Source organism: Pseudomonas cannabina, from assembly GCF_900100365.1.
Taxonomy (GTDB): domain Bacteria; phylum Pseudomonadota; class Gammaproteobacteria; order Pseudomonadales; family Pseudomonadaceae; genus Aquipseudomonas; species Aquipseudomonas cannabina.
In genome coordinates this window covers 972558-986910 of sequence record NZ_FNKU01000001.1, presented here as the reverse complement: position 1 = coordinate 986910, position 14353 = coordinate 972558, and the positions used below count along the sequence as shown (strand labels likewise).

The following is a 14353-nucleotide window of genomic DNA, read 5'->3' as shown; positions in this document are numbered from 1 at the left end:
GTTGTTGCACCCCACTTCTCCAAGGCCTTACGTAAGGAATAGCTCCGTGTCCATGATCAAACAAGGCTTAAGCTTGAGCGTACTCGCGCTCAGTGTGGCCCAGGCGAGCACCGTGCTTGCCGTGACGCCGATGACCGGCAACGAAGTCGAGGCGCGCGTAGGCGCTATGCTCGATAACATGACGCAGTCGGAGAAGATCAACTTCTCGCGCGTCGACGATGGGCGAATGATCCCCAAGCTGGATAAATTCAACCTGCAAGGCACGGTCGCCTATGACTCGGCAATGGGTGTACTGGTCGGCGGCAAGACGTTCGGCGCGCAATATCCTTCGCCCTCCGCCCTCGCAGCCACCTGGAGCATCAACCGCGCCAAGGAATTCGGCCTGGCCATTGGTTATGAAACCCGCATCGAGGGCGGCCAGCAAATGCTTTCACCCGCCATCAATCTGTACCGTACGCCGTTCAACGGGCGGTCAGCCGAGTACATGAGTGGTGAAGATCCGTTCCTCGGCGCGGTCCTGGCGCCTGCGGTCACCAACGGTATTCAGGTGCAGGGCGTGCAGGCCGCGGCCAAGCATTACCTGATGAACGAGCAGGAAGCGAATCGGCACTATCTGGATGTGAAGATCGATGAACGCGCGATGCAGGAGCTGTACCTGCCCGGCTTCGAATCGCTGGTCAAGAACGCCAATATCGCGTCGATCATGTGCGGCTACAACAAGATCAACGGCGAATACGCGTGTGAAAACCATCACCTCATCACTGACATCCTGAAAGGCCAATGGGGTTTTCAGGGCAACGTCATGAGCGATTTCAACTCGGTTCAGGACGCCTTCAAGGGTGCCTGGGCAGGCACCGATATCGACATGCCGAGCGGGCTCCAGTTTACCGAAGCCAAGCTGCTGCCTTATGTCTGGAACGGTCAGTTGCATCAGAACGTGATCGACGACAAAGTGCGCAGAAACCTGCGGGCACTGGTCAGCTACGGCTTTGACAAAGGCATCAACAAGGCGCAACCACTCGAACATCGTGAATACGGCCAATTGGCCGCACTGAACGTTGCCCGGGAAGCCATCGTGCTGCTGCGCAATGAACCCGTCGACGGTCAAAAGCCGCTGTTGCCGTTGCCAGGAAACGCAAAGATTGCTGTCATCGGTGACATGGCCGTGCAGCCGCCCACCGCGCCGTTCGGCACCGCGTACTCCGCACCGGCCAGCTACGTCACTGAAGTGAGCGGGCTCAAGCAATTGGCCTCAAGCGCGTCGAATGTCGACTACCTGCCACAGATGAGCCTGAATCCAAAGTCGTCCGTGTGGTATCAGCCCGGTACCGACAAACAGGCGATCAGCAATACCGGTGTGAAAGCCGAGTATTATGCCAATACCTCGTTGTCGGGCGATCCGGTGGCAACCCGCATCGAACCGGGTGTCAATCTGGACTGGATCACCAGTACCAACATGACCGATAACGGTGCCAGCACGGTCAGCGGTTATACCCCTGCGCCGGGTGCGTTCTCTGCCCGTTTCACCAGCAAGATCAAACCGACGATCTCCGGCGCCCATGTGTTCAAGGTGCGTGCCGACGGGCCTTACAAACTCTGGATCAACGATGAGCTGGTGCTTGAAGATGACGGCGCGCAAGTCTCGTTCGACCTGATTCCGGTCGTGCCGCGCACCGTCAAGACGGCAAATCTCAAGGCCGGCACCGAGTACAACGTGCGTCTGGAATATCGCCGGATGAAGGGTAACTTCACCCCGGTACTGGGCGGCATGAACGGCGTGCAGATGAGCTGGGCGTCGTTGCGTCCACCGAAAAACCTGGCCGATTACGACGCTGTCGTGGTAGCCGCAGGCAGCAACTTCGAATACGAAGGCGAGTCGCTCGACCATCCGTTCGAACTGCCACAATTCCAGTCCGAGCTGATCAGCTTCATTCAGAAAGCCAACCCGAAAACCATCGTCGTCATGCATGGCGGTGGTGGTATGGACATGCAGCCATGGGCCGACAAGGTCGCCGCCTCTCTGCACGCCTGGTTCCCGGGTCAGCAAGGTGGCCAGGCCTTGGCCGAGATTCTGTACGGCAAGGTCAACCCGTCGGGCAAGCTGCCTATCACGCTGGATAAGAAGGCGCAGGACAACCCGAGCTACGCGTCGTTTTCAAACCCGGTGCCGTACTACTTCAGCAGCCCTAACCCGCCGACTGAAATGACTTACAGCGAAGGCCTGTACCTGGGCTACCGCGGTTACGACAAGAAACACACCAAGCCGCTTTACCCATTCGGCTTCGGGCTTTCCTACACCACGTATGCGTACAGCGATCTGAAGCTGTCGAGCAACGTACTGGCACCGGGCGCGACCATCCAGGCCAGTTTCACGGTCACCAATACGGGCGACAAAGCCGGTTTTGAAGTGGCGCAACTGTATGTGCAGCCGTCAAAGCCTCAGGTTGATCGTCCGGAGAAAGAGCTGAAAGGCTTTTCCAAGGTTTACCTGAAGCCGGGCGAAAGCAAGACAGTCACAATTGCGCTGGACTCACGCTCGTTCGCTTATTACTCGGCCGATTCGGTGAGCTGGAAGGTTGACCCCGGCAAGTTCAAAGTGCTGGTGGGCAAGGATTCGGAAAGTCTGACCCTCGACCGCACGGTGGTAGCACTTTACCCCGAGCAGTTGACCACTCGCGATTCCAACCCCCTGCCGATACCGCTGCGCAACGCAGTGCAGGTCAAGCCAGAACAGGCTTATTAAGCTGTAACCGCTTAATAGCAGTGATCGGTGGTCGAAAGACCACCGATTGCATGGCCTTCAATCGATGCTTGTCAGATCCCGCTCCAGCCGCTCCAGAAACCTCGCAAACGCCCCTTCGATCGGCACGTCTCCCGGCGACCTGAGCCACTGAATCTGCATACCGTCCATCATCGAAGCAATCTCGATACTGATCTGCTTCACATCGATGTCCGCCCGGATGGCACCTGCTTGCATCAGCGAACTCAGATGAGCCTGAAGATGACCGTGAACAATCCCGAAACGCTCGCTGAACCAGCGGTGCGCCGGGTGAGTGACCGACAGGCTTTCAGTGTTGATGATCATCAGCGCCTGGCTGACTGCGGCGTCCTCGATGCTGAAACTCATGACCAACTTCAGGAACGACACAAAACCTTGCAATGAGCCGTCTTGATCCGCCTCCTGCAATCGGGACGCGACATACTGGTCTCGATGCTCGAGAACGGCCTGCAACAGGGCCAACTTGTTTGGAAAGTGATGCAACAAGCCTACCTGTGAGATACCTGCAACTTTGGCGATATTCGTCAATGAAGCACCCGCGTATCCATCACGGGCAAAAATGATCATGGCAGCGTTGATGATCTCGACCTTGCGCAGATCGCCTTTGGGGATTCGACGCTTGGCTGGCAGAGGTGCATCGGACTTCACAGACATAGGGGTCGTACTGTTCGCATCAGGGTCATCATTCCTTCTCCTCGTTAACCGCCTTCAGACTCTGGATCTCAGGCAGACAGAGAGGCCATATCGCGTCTTTGCCAATATGAAATCGTAGCACGTAGCCGTCCCAGGCTCTGTACGAAAAGTCGGCGCGCGAAGAAAGGTGGCCGGAACAACGCTTATCGTGCCAATGCGTTGGCATGCCGTTCCTGACGCTCTGCGTCGTCTGTCCTTGGCCAATGAGAAGTGTTAACGACCGCACGCTTTGATGCGCAAAATGCTGCGCATGCACCAGCCTGGCAAAAACAGGCAACGACATACATCTCACGCCCTACGGAGATAAACGGCACTTGCGCACAGGTGCGCATACGTCTGCGCGCTATTCAGGGCTTTTTTGCTTGAAACTGATCATCTTCTTCGCACTTGTTCGCTATGTCTTTGTTTTAAAACAATAAAATCATTTGCGGCACGTATTTTGGAACGTAGCTCTCACTTATCTCGGGCGAAATGACCCGTTTTCTGCGCAGAGAGCACCTCGCATGACCGAAAAACACGGCACCCGCCAACAGCGACTGGCGACCCTTTTCCCCAAAACACCCGCCACTGCCACCAGTCTTTGCCCTTTCCGAGGTCCGAACATCGCCATCGTGCCGGTGCGCTATGCGCTGGATCGCTCGCGTTACGACGTCGCGCCCGAAAAGCTCAGGCCACTGTCCAAAGATGGCAAGTGGACACGCCTGCCAACCTTGAAAACACGCAGTTACAACCTGCGCCAGCTGTACGACGGTTACGTTTACGTGTTCGACGAAACGGCTGATATGCTGCATGAATACAAGGTCTCAGCCATCGACGGCCATCTGAGCCGCATCGTCTGGACCGACGCGCACATCGGCAGCGACCAGCGAAACGGCACCGGCGACGGTCAGCCCTTTCTGCTCTACCCGCGCGATAACCGCCTGCACATCGCCTTTTCCCCCGTGCAGTGGACATGGCGCCTTTGCGAGCACATGCGCTCCAACCCGCCAAGCCGTGCGCTGTGGATGAAGGCGCTGGACCTGAAACGCTATTGCATCACCATGGCCGAGCCCGACACCCTGCCGCTGGATCGCATCGCCGAGGCGGTCGCGGATATCGACGAAGGCAAGGTGGTTGAGGATGGGCGCTTTGCAGATTCGGCGATTCCGACTCTACAACCCTCATCAAGCGACGAGGCCGCATCACTGTTTTCACCGCTCGGCGCCGACGTTTTCTGGCGGGGCAGCGTCGACGATCAGGACAGTTCGCTGTTCATCGCCCTAGACGACCCGCTCGCCGTTTTCAACGACCTGGGCATGCAACTGGCCACCGATCAGGCGGCTTATCGCAGCTGGCAAGCCGAACACGAACACAAGATCCAGATCGCCCAGACCGTCACCACGCTGTGCGGCGCAGAAGGCGAACCGGAGAAACTGCCCGCCTCGGTGCGTGGCGATGCGCTGCTCACACACCAGTATTTGAGCGAGATTGAAGCTTACTTTGAGCAATGCGATTTTGAAGAGGCGCAGATCGGCGGCAACACCGTCCCCGGAGGCCTGCTGTTGCTGCCGGACGTGTTCAAGAGCCCGGACATGCGCAGGACGATTCACACGCGTTACGGCAGCGCGCCGACCGATGAGGGCGCGCAGGCGTGGAAAGATCGCCACAAATGGCGGCGCGAAGTCGATCTGAGCGGTGCGCGTCAGTACCTGTTGCAGCACCTGCCGACCGGAGACAAACTCCTGCAACAGGTGCGTGATACGCAAAGCGATTTCCAGCACTGGGCGACCCACTTGGGCACTGAACCGCTCAAACTGTTCATCGACACCACAAACCCGAAAAACCTGCTGTATTTGCAGATGATCATGCTCAACCTGCAAATCATCTACGCCCAGGATGACGCGGCCACGGCCTGGCTCGCCGAGCAGGAAGCCAACACCAGCAGCCTGTTCGGCACCTTGAGCTACGGCTTTTCGCCCGCGCTGAAACATGCCCTGCATCAGGAAGCCGATGCACTGTTGAACGGCCTCGGCGACGTCACCAATCTGGCCACCCGCATCGGCGAACTCAACAGCGCGCTGAATCATCAGGGCTTTGCCGACAAGCCGTGGATGAAGGCGCTGAAACAGCCGGTTCAAGACACCTTCAAAGCCCTCGGCGAACTGGCTCGCGGCACAGGCAAAGCGACACTCGAAAGCATCCTGCTGGCCTGGGTGCCCATCGACAGCCGCCTCGCGATGGGCAAACAGCAAAACATCGTCGCACTGATTCGTACGCTGCTGATCGGCCAGGTGCTGCTCGACTCGCCGGCGCACATCGCGATCAATCAACACGTCATTACCCAATTGAAACAGTGGCTACGCCAGTGGCGGGTGCTCGACCAACAGATCCGTGATACGCGCCGCAGCTGGCAGTACCCAACTGCCTACAAATCCCGAAAAAGCATCGCGCGCGACCTGGCGGCCCATCAACAGAAACTGCGCGCGCACGAACTGAGCCTGCCCACCCTGCTCGACTTCCAGAACAACGAGTACGCAAAACAGTTGCAGAACGAGATTCGCCAATACACCCAGACCGGCAAAGCGATAACCAAAGACTGGCTCGCCCAGGCCAAACGCTGGCTCGACAACCTGGGCGGTATTGCAGGCTCGATCACCTGGGGCGTGATCATGCTCAACTTCATCAACACTGCCCTGACGTATCGTGATCTGACCACGGATGGCGATTTCAGTGTGAAGGATATCGGCAAGGTTACTTACGGTTTGGGGTACAGCTTCAACCTGTTGATGGCGGTGTTTGTCGAGGCACCGTGGAACGTGATCAAGGATGCGAAGCCGGTACTGATCGATGGCAAGAATGTCGGGATTCTCGACAAGTCGGCGGGGTACTGGAAGGCGAAGGGCAATGTTGTATGGGGCGAAGCGATAAGTGGGTTCAGAGGCTCAATGATAGCGATGGGGGCGTTAGGGATAGCGGCGGCTATATTAGAAATATTTGACATCTTGGATGATTCAGCGGGGGTTAAAACGTCAGAAGAAAAAAACTGGCTGGATTTAAGGAGACGCTGATTTATTCTAAAACCCAGCTGTTGCCCCCAGATAAATCAAGGCCTCCAGAGCGTTGCAGGGACGAAAAATCGAATAAATCAGCGCCTCCTTAAAGATCATCTCTGTAGGCTTAATGGGAATAGGGTCAGCCGCTCAGTTGATCGCAGGTTTTTTTCCTGCTAGCACTCTTACATTTATCGTTGTGAATCCGTGGTTCAGCGTAGCGCTACTAGTAACAGGCTTAAGGAGACGCTGATTTATTCTAAAACCCAGCTGTTGCCCCCAGATAAATCAAGGCCTCCAGAGCGTTGCAGGGACGAAAAATCGAATAAATCAGCGCCTCCTTAATTTATCTTTTTACTACGATGGCGCTCAATTACTTTAAGCAAGACAGTGTTGGCTGGTGGCTACGCAAGTGCTGCTGGTCCAGAACTATAGACTATCGCTATACCGAAACTACCAACGGTGAGAGCTAAGAAATACGCGCACTGATGGAAATCCAACTATCTCCGCAGATACATGTCAAAGGCACCGTGCATTATGAAAATCGTTATCTTGGCAAGGGCGATTACTACAGCGTGGCGGTACAAAATGGCGCAGCAGTACAAGTGCGCTTGCCCAATCTGGTACGTGGACACTCCGTGCATTTCAACGTCATTAGCAGCAAACGGCCATGGGGCGTATTACCTGTGAAAAAAATAGACCACCCGCTACATGAGAGTTTTCTAGACCGTGGGCAATTCAGGAACGTCGAACACTTCGGAACGCTCACTAACAAGCCTGCTGGCAAAGCGAGTGAAGATTTCACTTTCCCCCGGATGCCACCTGAAGACGAAGACATCATCTGGGAAACCTGGGTGCCGCTCGACAAGGACGCAACGTATCTTGAGCTGCAATTCTGGTACCCGGCCAGTCTTTTCAAGACTGGCGAGGATGATAGAAGCTATCTGTTTCAGATGGAGCTTGGCACAAGAGGCGATATCGCCATTGATGGCTTGGCTGCAGTGGAACTCGAGGTAAAGGCATCAAGCAGGATTGGCACCCTGACCCTGGAAGTCGCAGAGAGTACACCCGTATGACGCAGCAAGAAAAAGCCTTGGATCTTTCAAAAGGCAACGACATTCTAAACTGGAAAATCAAAACGCTTGCGAGGTCACCTAAAGAGATCATGTTCACACAGCTTGGATTTACCGCCATTCATTTAATCGTCGGCTTATTTCTTATTTGGGGAGGCTGGAATCGCATTTTAGAAAGCCCTAACTTTCTCATTACTATACTATTGACGCTTGCGGGAAATCTTGCTTACTACACAGGCCTGCTCATCCGCCAAAAAACCATCTACCACTACACCATCAAGACCGACCGGGCCTCTGTCGAGTATTACCTCCACTACCCCGACTTCGCGTCCGGCCTGTTCAAAGGCATCGCTTTGTTCGTCATCATGCTGTTCGTTCTCGTCGCCCTGATCACCGGCTCGCTACTCTTCCTGGTCGGCCCGGTGGCCATCGCGTTTGTCGCAGCCATCAAACTCTTAAACTGGGAAAACCCGATCCACCACGAACACAGCCTGCCATGGGGCGAGTACAACTTCGTCACCGTCGACCGCAAGCGTCTGATGATCGTCACTCACCGTACCGACATCACGCTGGGTTTCGAGGCCCGATTCCAGCATGACGTGCTGTTCAACAAATACCTGAACTTCCTCCACACCGTACTTCCCTCTACTGCTGGGTTCAGCGAAAAAGCCTGGAAAGGCTGACCGGTTTCTATCATCCAGATATCGGTCAGGTCTTCGAGCAGCACGTTCCTAAAGAAACCTGACCAAAAGCCGATGGCTACTGACGAACTCTGGCTGTGATTTTCCAACTGAATCACAGCGGTTTTCGCAACGGACTGGCAAAAACACTGAATTTGCCGCCCCTTGGTCGTTTGGGGTTTCGATCCATAGCACAGTGCTCAAGTGGCATTGTATGGTGATCGCAATAGCAAGCATCTTTACCTGATCGGAACCGCAACACGCTTTAAACTGCGTCCAACGGAAAGCAAACGCAGACCTCGACAATCCTGATTTCATTGCGCAACGCAGGTCGTGGACACGCCACAGCCTGCAATACGATTTACCCGTGTGAGCCGGAGGCGCTCTGAAATACCTGACCCGAGAAGAGTTGCAAGCGCAGGTTGCGCGCTTGCAAAAGGCTCTTGAAGAATCCGGCATCGATAGCGAGCCTGACCCCAGCCAAGAAGCACGCCATCGCGCAGTCTTCGAAAGCGCGGTGGACTTTGCCATGATTCTGACGAACCCTGTGGGCGTCATCACTGACTGGAACCCGGGGGCCAAGCATATTCTGGGCTGGACCGCCGCGGAAATGCTCGGTCAGTCTGCCGAGCGTTTTTTCACGCCCGCAGATCGGGCCAGCGGTCAGATCGAGCATGAAATGCACGTCGCTCTGCACGCGGGCCATGCCGCAGACGAGCGCTGGCATCTGCGCAAGGACGGTCAGCTTTTCTGGGCGTCAGGCGAAATGATGCCCCTGTACGGTGACAGCAACGAACATCTTGGTTTCGTGAAAATCCTGCGCGACCGGACCAAAGAGCACTTGGCGGGCCGCGCGACCGAGGAAGCTCAGGAACGATACCGGTTAGCCGCCAAAGCGACCAACGATGCGATATGGGACTGGGATTTTGCCGCCAACCACGTGCTCTGGAATGACGCGCTGGAACAGGCTTATGGCCACCCGCTTGCCACGCTGGACACCTCGAGCGAATGGTGGATTGCCCAGATTCACGCCGATGATCGGGCACGCATTGACGCCTCTATCCATGCGGTGATCGATGGCAGCGGCACGGCGTGGAGCGATGAATACCGTTTCCGCCGTCTGGACGGGTCGTACGCCGATGTTCTGGACCGTGGCCATGTGATCCGCGATGACGAAGGCAAGGCCGTGCGCATGATCGGCGCGATGCTCGACATGTCACAGATGCGCAAGGCCGAAACCGCGCTGCGCCGGAGCGAAGAACGCTCCAGAGCCATGCTGGAGACCATCGAAGCCGCGTTTGCCATCATCGAGGTCAAATTCAACGCCGACGACAGCCCGGTGGACTATCGCTTCATCGAAGCCAACCCTGCGTTCGAACGCCAGGCAGGCGTCGACCTGCGCGGCAAATGGGTGACCGAGTTCGCACCGGACCTGGAACGCTTCTGGTTCGAAGCCTATGGCCACGTGGCAAAGACCGGCGAACCTGCCAGCTTCGAGAACTATGCCAAAGCGTTCGAGCGCTGGTTCGAAGTCAAGGCCGTGCGGGTCGGTGATCCGGCGGAACGACAGATTGCGGTCATCTTCAGTGATGTCACGGCGCGACGGGACGCCGAGGAACGCCTGCGCACCAGCGAGGCGCTGGCGCGCGAGAACGTCGACCGCGTTCAGCTTGCCCTGGCGGCGGGTGCGATCATCGGCACCTGGCACTGGGACCTGCCGACTGATCGCTTTACGGTCGACGAAGCATTCGCCAGAGCGCTTGGCCTTGACCCTGCGCTAGGCCGCGAAGGGCTGAACCTGGAACACGTCATTGCCACCGTGCACCCCGAGGACAGGCCGGGCCTGATCGATGCGATCAACGCGGTCATCCGCGACGGCCGCGTGTACGCCCATCAGTATCGGGTGCGCCGCGGCGACGGCCCTTACTACTGGATCGAGGCGAACGGTCGCGTCGACCGGGCTGTCGACGGCACACCGCTGAGCTTCCCGGGCGTGCTTATCAACGTTGACGAACGACGCACCATCGCAGCCGAACGAGACCGCGCCACCGCCGCACTGCGCTCGCTCAACGACACGCTTGAACAACGCGTGGCCGCCCGCACCGCCGAGCTCATGCAGGCTGAAGAGAAACTGCGTCAGTCACAGAAAATGGAAGCGGTCGGGCAATTGACCGGCGGTCTCGCCCACGACTTCAACAACTCGCTGGCGGGCATTTCCGGCGCGCTGGAACTGATGGGCACGCGGATCGAACAAGGCCGCTGGAGCGAAGTGGACAAATACATCGTCACCGCTCAGGGCGCGGCAAAGCGCGCTGCGGCATTACACACCGGCTGCTGGCCTTCTCTCGTCGCCAGACCCTGGACCCGCAGCCAACCGATGTGAACCGGTTGATGAGCGGAATGACGGATCTGATCCAGCGCACCGTGGGGCCCAGCATCCTGGTCGAGACCGTCGGCACCCTCGGGCTCTGGCCTACGCTGGTTGATGCCAGTCAGTTGGAAAATGCACTGCTGAACCTGTGCATCAATGCCCGCGACGCGATGCCGGATGGCGGGCGCATCACCATCGAGGCCGGCAACCGAGTGATCGAGGGCGGTGCAGCGCAGGTCCACGACATGCCGGCGGGGCAGTATTTGTCGTTGTGTGTGACCGACACCGGCACCGGCATGCCGCCGGAAGTCATCGCCAAGGCATTCGACCCCTTCTTCACCACCAAACCCATCGGCCAGGGCACAGGCCTCGGTCTTTCGATGATCTACGGCTTCGCCAATCAATCTGGCGGGCAGGTACGTATCCAGTCGGAGGTGGGCAAGGGCACGGCGATAACCATCTATCTGCCACGCTACAACGGTGCGGCGGTGAAGGATGAAAGCGCTGTCGACAAAGCGCCGGTCGAGTTCACCCGGTCCGGAGAAAACATTCTGATCGTCGACGACGAACCCACCGTGCGCATGCTGCTCACGGATGCGCTGGGTGATCTCGGCTATACGCTGATCGAAGCCGCCGACAGCCTGGCCGGCCTGAAACTGCTGCGCTCGGATGTCCATATCGACCTGCTGATCACCGACGTCGGCCTGCCGGGCGGCATGAACGGACGGCAGATGGCCGATGCCGGTCGCGAAGTCCGCCCGTACCTGAAGACTTTGTTCATCACCGGTTACGCAGAGAATGCGGCGATTGGCGACGAGCAGCTCGGGCCGGGCATGCGCGTGCTGACCAAGCCGTTTGCGATTGATGTGCTGGCGTCCCGCGTGCAGGAACTGATGAACGCCTGACCCACTGGCGGCGCTCATGCCCGATGGAGGTGAGCGCATGCCGCTTGATACCGTGGAAACAGTCGAAAATGAGCGGATCCGGCAGGCAGCAACCCCGCCCTGCGCGTGTGCATTGAGCGCTGCGCAGAGCCGGTGCTAACATGCGCGACCGCCATGCAGGCAAGGGAATAACCGGGTCATGAGCAGTATCCGCGAGCGCAACAAAGAACTCATCCTGCGTGCCGCCAGCGAGGAATTCGCCGACAAGGGTTTCGCTGCCAGCAAGACCAGCGACATCGCCGCCAAGGCCGGTGTGCCCAAGCCCAACGTCTACTACTACTTCAAGTCCAAGGAAAACCTCTATCGCGAGGTGCTGGAAAGTATCATCGAGCCCATTTTGCAAGCGTCGACGCCCTTCAACCCCGACGGCATCCCGGCCGAGGTGCTCAGCCGTTACATCCGCTCGAAAATCCAGATATCCCGTGAGCTGCCCTTCGCCTCGAAAGTCTTCGCCAGCGAAATCATGCACGGCGCTCCGCACCTCACGCCTGAACAGATCGAACAACTCAATGACCAGGCCCGGCACAACATCGCGTGCATACAGGCCTGGATCGACAGCGGGCAGATCGCCCCGATCGATCCTCACCATCTGATGTTCACTATCTGGGCCGCAACCCAGACCTACGCCGACTTCGATTGGCAGATTGCGACGGTTACCGGCAAGGCGAAGCTGGAGGACGCGGATTATGAAGCGGCCACGCAGACCATTCTCAGGCTGGTGCTCAAGGGCTGCGAGCCGGATCACTGAACAGACAACCGCCGAGCAACCCGCTTTCCTGCAGACGCAAAAAACCCGCCGAAGCGGGTGGTTTTGCAACATGACCATTCCGACATCCTGTCAGTAGCCTCCTGGCAATGGTCGATCCTCCCTGATCACTGCGGCGTTCCTTCGCTGCAGCTGTTGAATTGGATCCTACATGGACAGCAGGTGAGTCGATAGCGCCAATGGCGTCTCTTGGTGTAAGCCATTCGCCATACCTGCCTGTTCCGATAAAAAATGTGATCTTGATCTCATGTTTCCCGCCAACGCGCCGAGATGCTTGAAAGGCTCTGCGGTCCGGCTTTGCGCCGGTCAGCCGCCAAGAAGAAAAATAACGGATAGGGTGAAGATCATGAATATGCGCAGTTTGTCCATCAGCCGCCGCTTGTGGCTGATTCTTATCGTTTCTGTGCTGATGCTTCTGGTCCTCGCAGCGGTCCTGCTCCGGCAGACTCATGAAGATCTATATCGGGCAAAGGCTGAAAAAACCATGCATGTGGTGCAGACAGCCAGCGGCATCCTGACCTTCTATCAGGGGCTTGAAGCGGCAGGCAGCATGACCCGCGAAGCGGCCCAGCAGCAGGCGCTGAAAGAGATAAAAAGCCTGCGCTACAGCCAGAGCGACTACTTCTGGATCAATGACCTGCAGCCGGTCATGATCATGCACCCCACCAATTCCAAACTCGAAGGGCAGAACCTCTCGGCTATCCGTGACCCGGACGGCTTTGCGGTGTTCAACGAAATGGTCACCATTGTCAAAAGCAAAGGCGCTGGCATGGTCGATTATCGCTGGCCGAAGCCAGGCGCCAGCGAGCCGGTGAAAAAGACCTCTTACGTGCAACTGTTTCAGCCATGGGGCTGGATTCTCGGCTCCGGCGTGTACGTGGATGACGTGGCGGCAGAGTTCAAGGCCCAGTTATGGAATGCCGGGATCTTCATTGCAGGTATCGTGGCGGTGATGGTGCTGCTGCTCGTCATGATCGTGCGCAGCATCGTCCGGCCCCTGAGAGCGGCGGTCGATGCCATGGCGAACATCGCCAGCGGCGAAAGTGATCTGACCCGCACCCTGCAAACCCACGGCAAAGACGAAATCACCGAGCTGGGCACGCATTTCAACGGCTTCATTGCCAAGCTGCGCAACGTGGTCGGCCTGTTGCAGAACTCGTCCGTGGCGCTGGGCCAGGCGGCAGGCGAACTGGGCGGCAACGCAGAGCAGGCGCAGAACCGCAGCCAGCAGCAATCGCAGCAAATGGACCTGGTGGCCACGGCGGTCAACGAAGTGACTTATGGCGTGCAAGACGTCGCCAAGAATGCCGAGCACGCCGCCAGCGAAATGCGCGATGCCGAATCGCAGGCGCGCCAGGGTCAGGTCAACATCGATAACAGCCTGCGCCAGATCGAACACCTCTCCGGGACCATCGGCCAGGCGGTGGACGTGATGCAGAGTCTGGCCAGCGAAAGCACACAGATCGGCAGCGTACTGGAGGTGATCAGCTCAATTGCCGAGCAGACCAACCTGCTGGCACTCAACGCTGCCATTGAAGCCGCGCGCGCAGGCGAACAGGGCCGCGGCTTTGCCGTGGTGGCCGATGAAGTGCGCCTGCTGGCTCAGCGCACGCAGAAGTCGACTGCAGAAATCCAGGCCATGATCGAGCGCCTGCAAAAGCATTCCGATGCAGCGGTCAAGGTCATCGGCGACAGTAGCCGCTCATCGCAACTGACCATCGAACAGGCCAATCAGGCCGGGCAAAGCCTGACCTCGATCAGTCAAGCCCTGCGCAACCTCAACAGCCTGAACGCCTCGATTGCCAGCGCCACGCTGCAACAGTCGCATGTAGTGGACGACATCAACCAGAACGTCACGCAGGCGGCACAGCTATCCCAGAGCACTGCGCTGGCTGCCGAGCAGTCGACCTCCGCCAGTCTGCATCTGAAAGGGTTGAGCGAAGAACTGACCACGCTGCTGAAACAGTTCAGGGTTTAGTCGTTATTCCCGTGGGCGCATGGAACCTAGTGCGCCTCCT

Annotated in this window: 5 protein-coding genes and 3 pseudogenes; 7 read left to right on the top strand and 1 reads right to left on the bottom strand. The window is 57.8% G+C overall.

The features are described 5' to 3' along the window. Positions 1-52 precede the first annotated feature (52 nt). On the top strand, positions 53-2743 hold the full coding sequence (locus tag BLT55_RS04685; protein WP_055002031.1) for a beta-glucosidase: 2691 nt from the start codon (positions 53-55) through the stop codon (positions 2741-2743). Positions 2744-2800: 57 nt separating this feature from the next. Here BLT55_RS04685 and BLT55_RS04680 read toward each other — a convergent pair whose 3' ends face one another. Beyond that, entirely contained in the window at positions 2801-3433 is a 633-nt protein-coding gene (locus tag BLT55_RS04680; RefSeq protein ID WP_055002032.1) for a TetR/AcrR family transcriptional regulator, read from the bottom strand. 542 nt (positions 3434-3975) lie between these two features. Here BLT55_RS04680 and BLT55_RS04670 point away from each other — a divergent pair. From BLT55_RS04670 to BLT55_RS04635, 6 genes and pseudogenes are all read left to right on the top strand, one after another. Continuing rightward, positions 3976-6492 (top strand): annotated as a pseudogene (locus BLT55_RS04670) (toxin VasX); the annotation flags it as partial. A 350-nt stretch (positions 6493-6842) separates the two neighbouring features. Beyond that, positions 6843-7577 (top strand): annotated as a pseudogene (locus tag BLT55_RS04665) (hypothetical protein); the annotation flags it as partial. Further along, complete coding sequence (locus BLT55_RS04660) at positions 7574-8257, top strand: hypothetical protein (RefSeq protein WP_055001191.1); 684 nt, start codon at positions 7574-7576, stop codon at positions 8255-8257. The pseudogene BLT55_RS04665 and the gene BLT55_RS04660, both read left to right, overlap by 4 nt. Positions 8258-8663: 406 nt before the next feature. Then, a pseudogene (locus BLT55_RS30800) lies at positions 8664-11530 on the top strand (PAS domain-containing hybrid sensor histidine kinase/response regulator). A gap of 178 nt (positions 11531-11708) precedes the next feature. Then, complete coding sequence (locus BLT55_RS04640) at positions 11709-12317, top strand: TetR/AcrR family transcriptional regulator (protein ID WP_055001190.1); 609 nt, start codon at positions 11709-11711, stop codon at positions 12315-12317. 364 nt (positions 12318-12681) lie between these two features. Further along, positions 12682-14313 carry a methyl-accepting chemotaxis protein gene (locus BLT55_RS04635; RefSeq protein WP_074800110.1) on the top strand — a complete coding sequence of 544 codons (1632 nt, stop codon included), beginning with the start codon at positions 12682-12684 and terminating at the stop codon, positions 14311-14313. Positions 14314-14353: the final 40 nt, after the last annotated feature.

Coding starts and splice junctions, on each gene's coding strand:
- BLT55_RS04640 (WP_055001190.1), top strand. CDS start 11,709: ATGAGCAGTATCCGCGAGCGCAACAAAGAACTCATCCTGCGTGCCGCC.
- BLT55_RS04685 (WP_055002031.1), top strand. CDS start 53: ATGATCAAACAAGGCTTAAGCTTGAGCGTACTCGCGCTCAGTGTGGCC.
- BLT55_RS04635 (WP_074800110.1), top strand. CDS start 12,682: ATGAATATGCGCAGTTTGTCCATCAGCCGCCGCTTGTGGCTGATTCTT.
- BLT55_RS04660 (WP_055001191.1), top strand. CDS start 7,574: ATGACGCAGCAAGAAAAAGCCTTGGATCTTTCAAAAGGCAACGACATT.
- BLT55_RS04680 (WP_055002032.1), bottom strand. CDS start 3,433: ATGTCTGTGAAGTCCGATGCACCTCTGCCAGCCAAGCGTCGAATCCCC.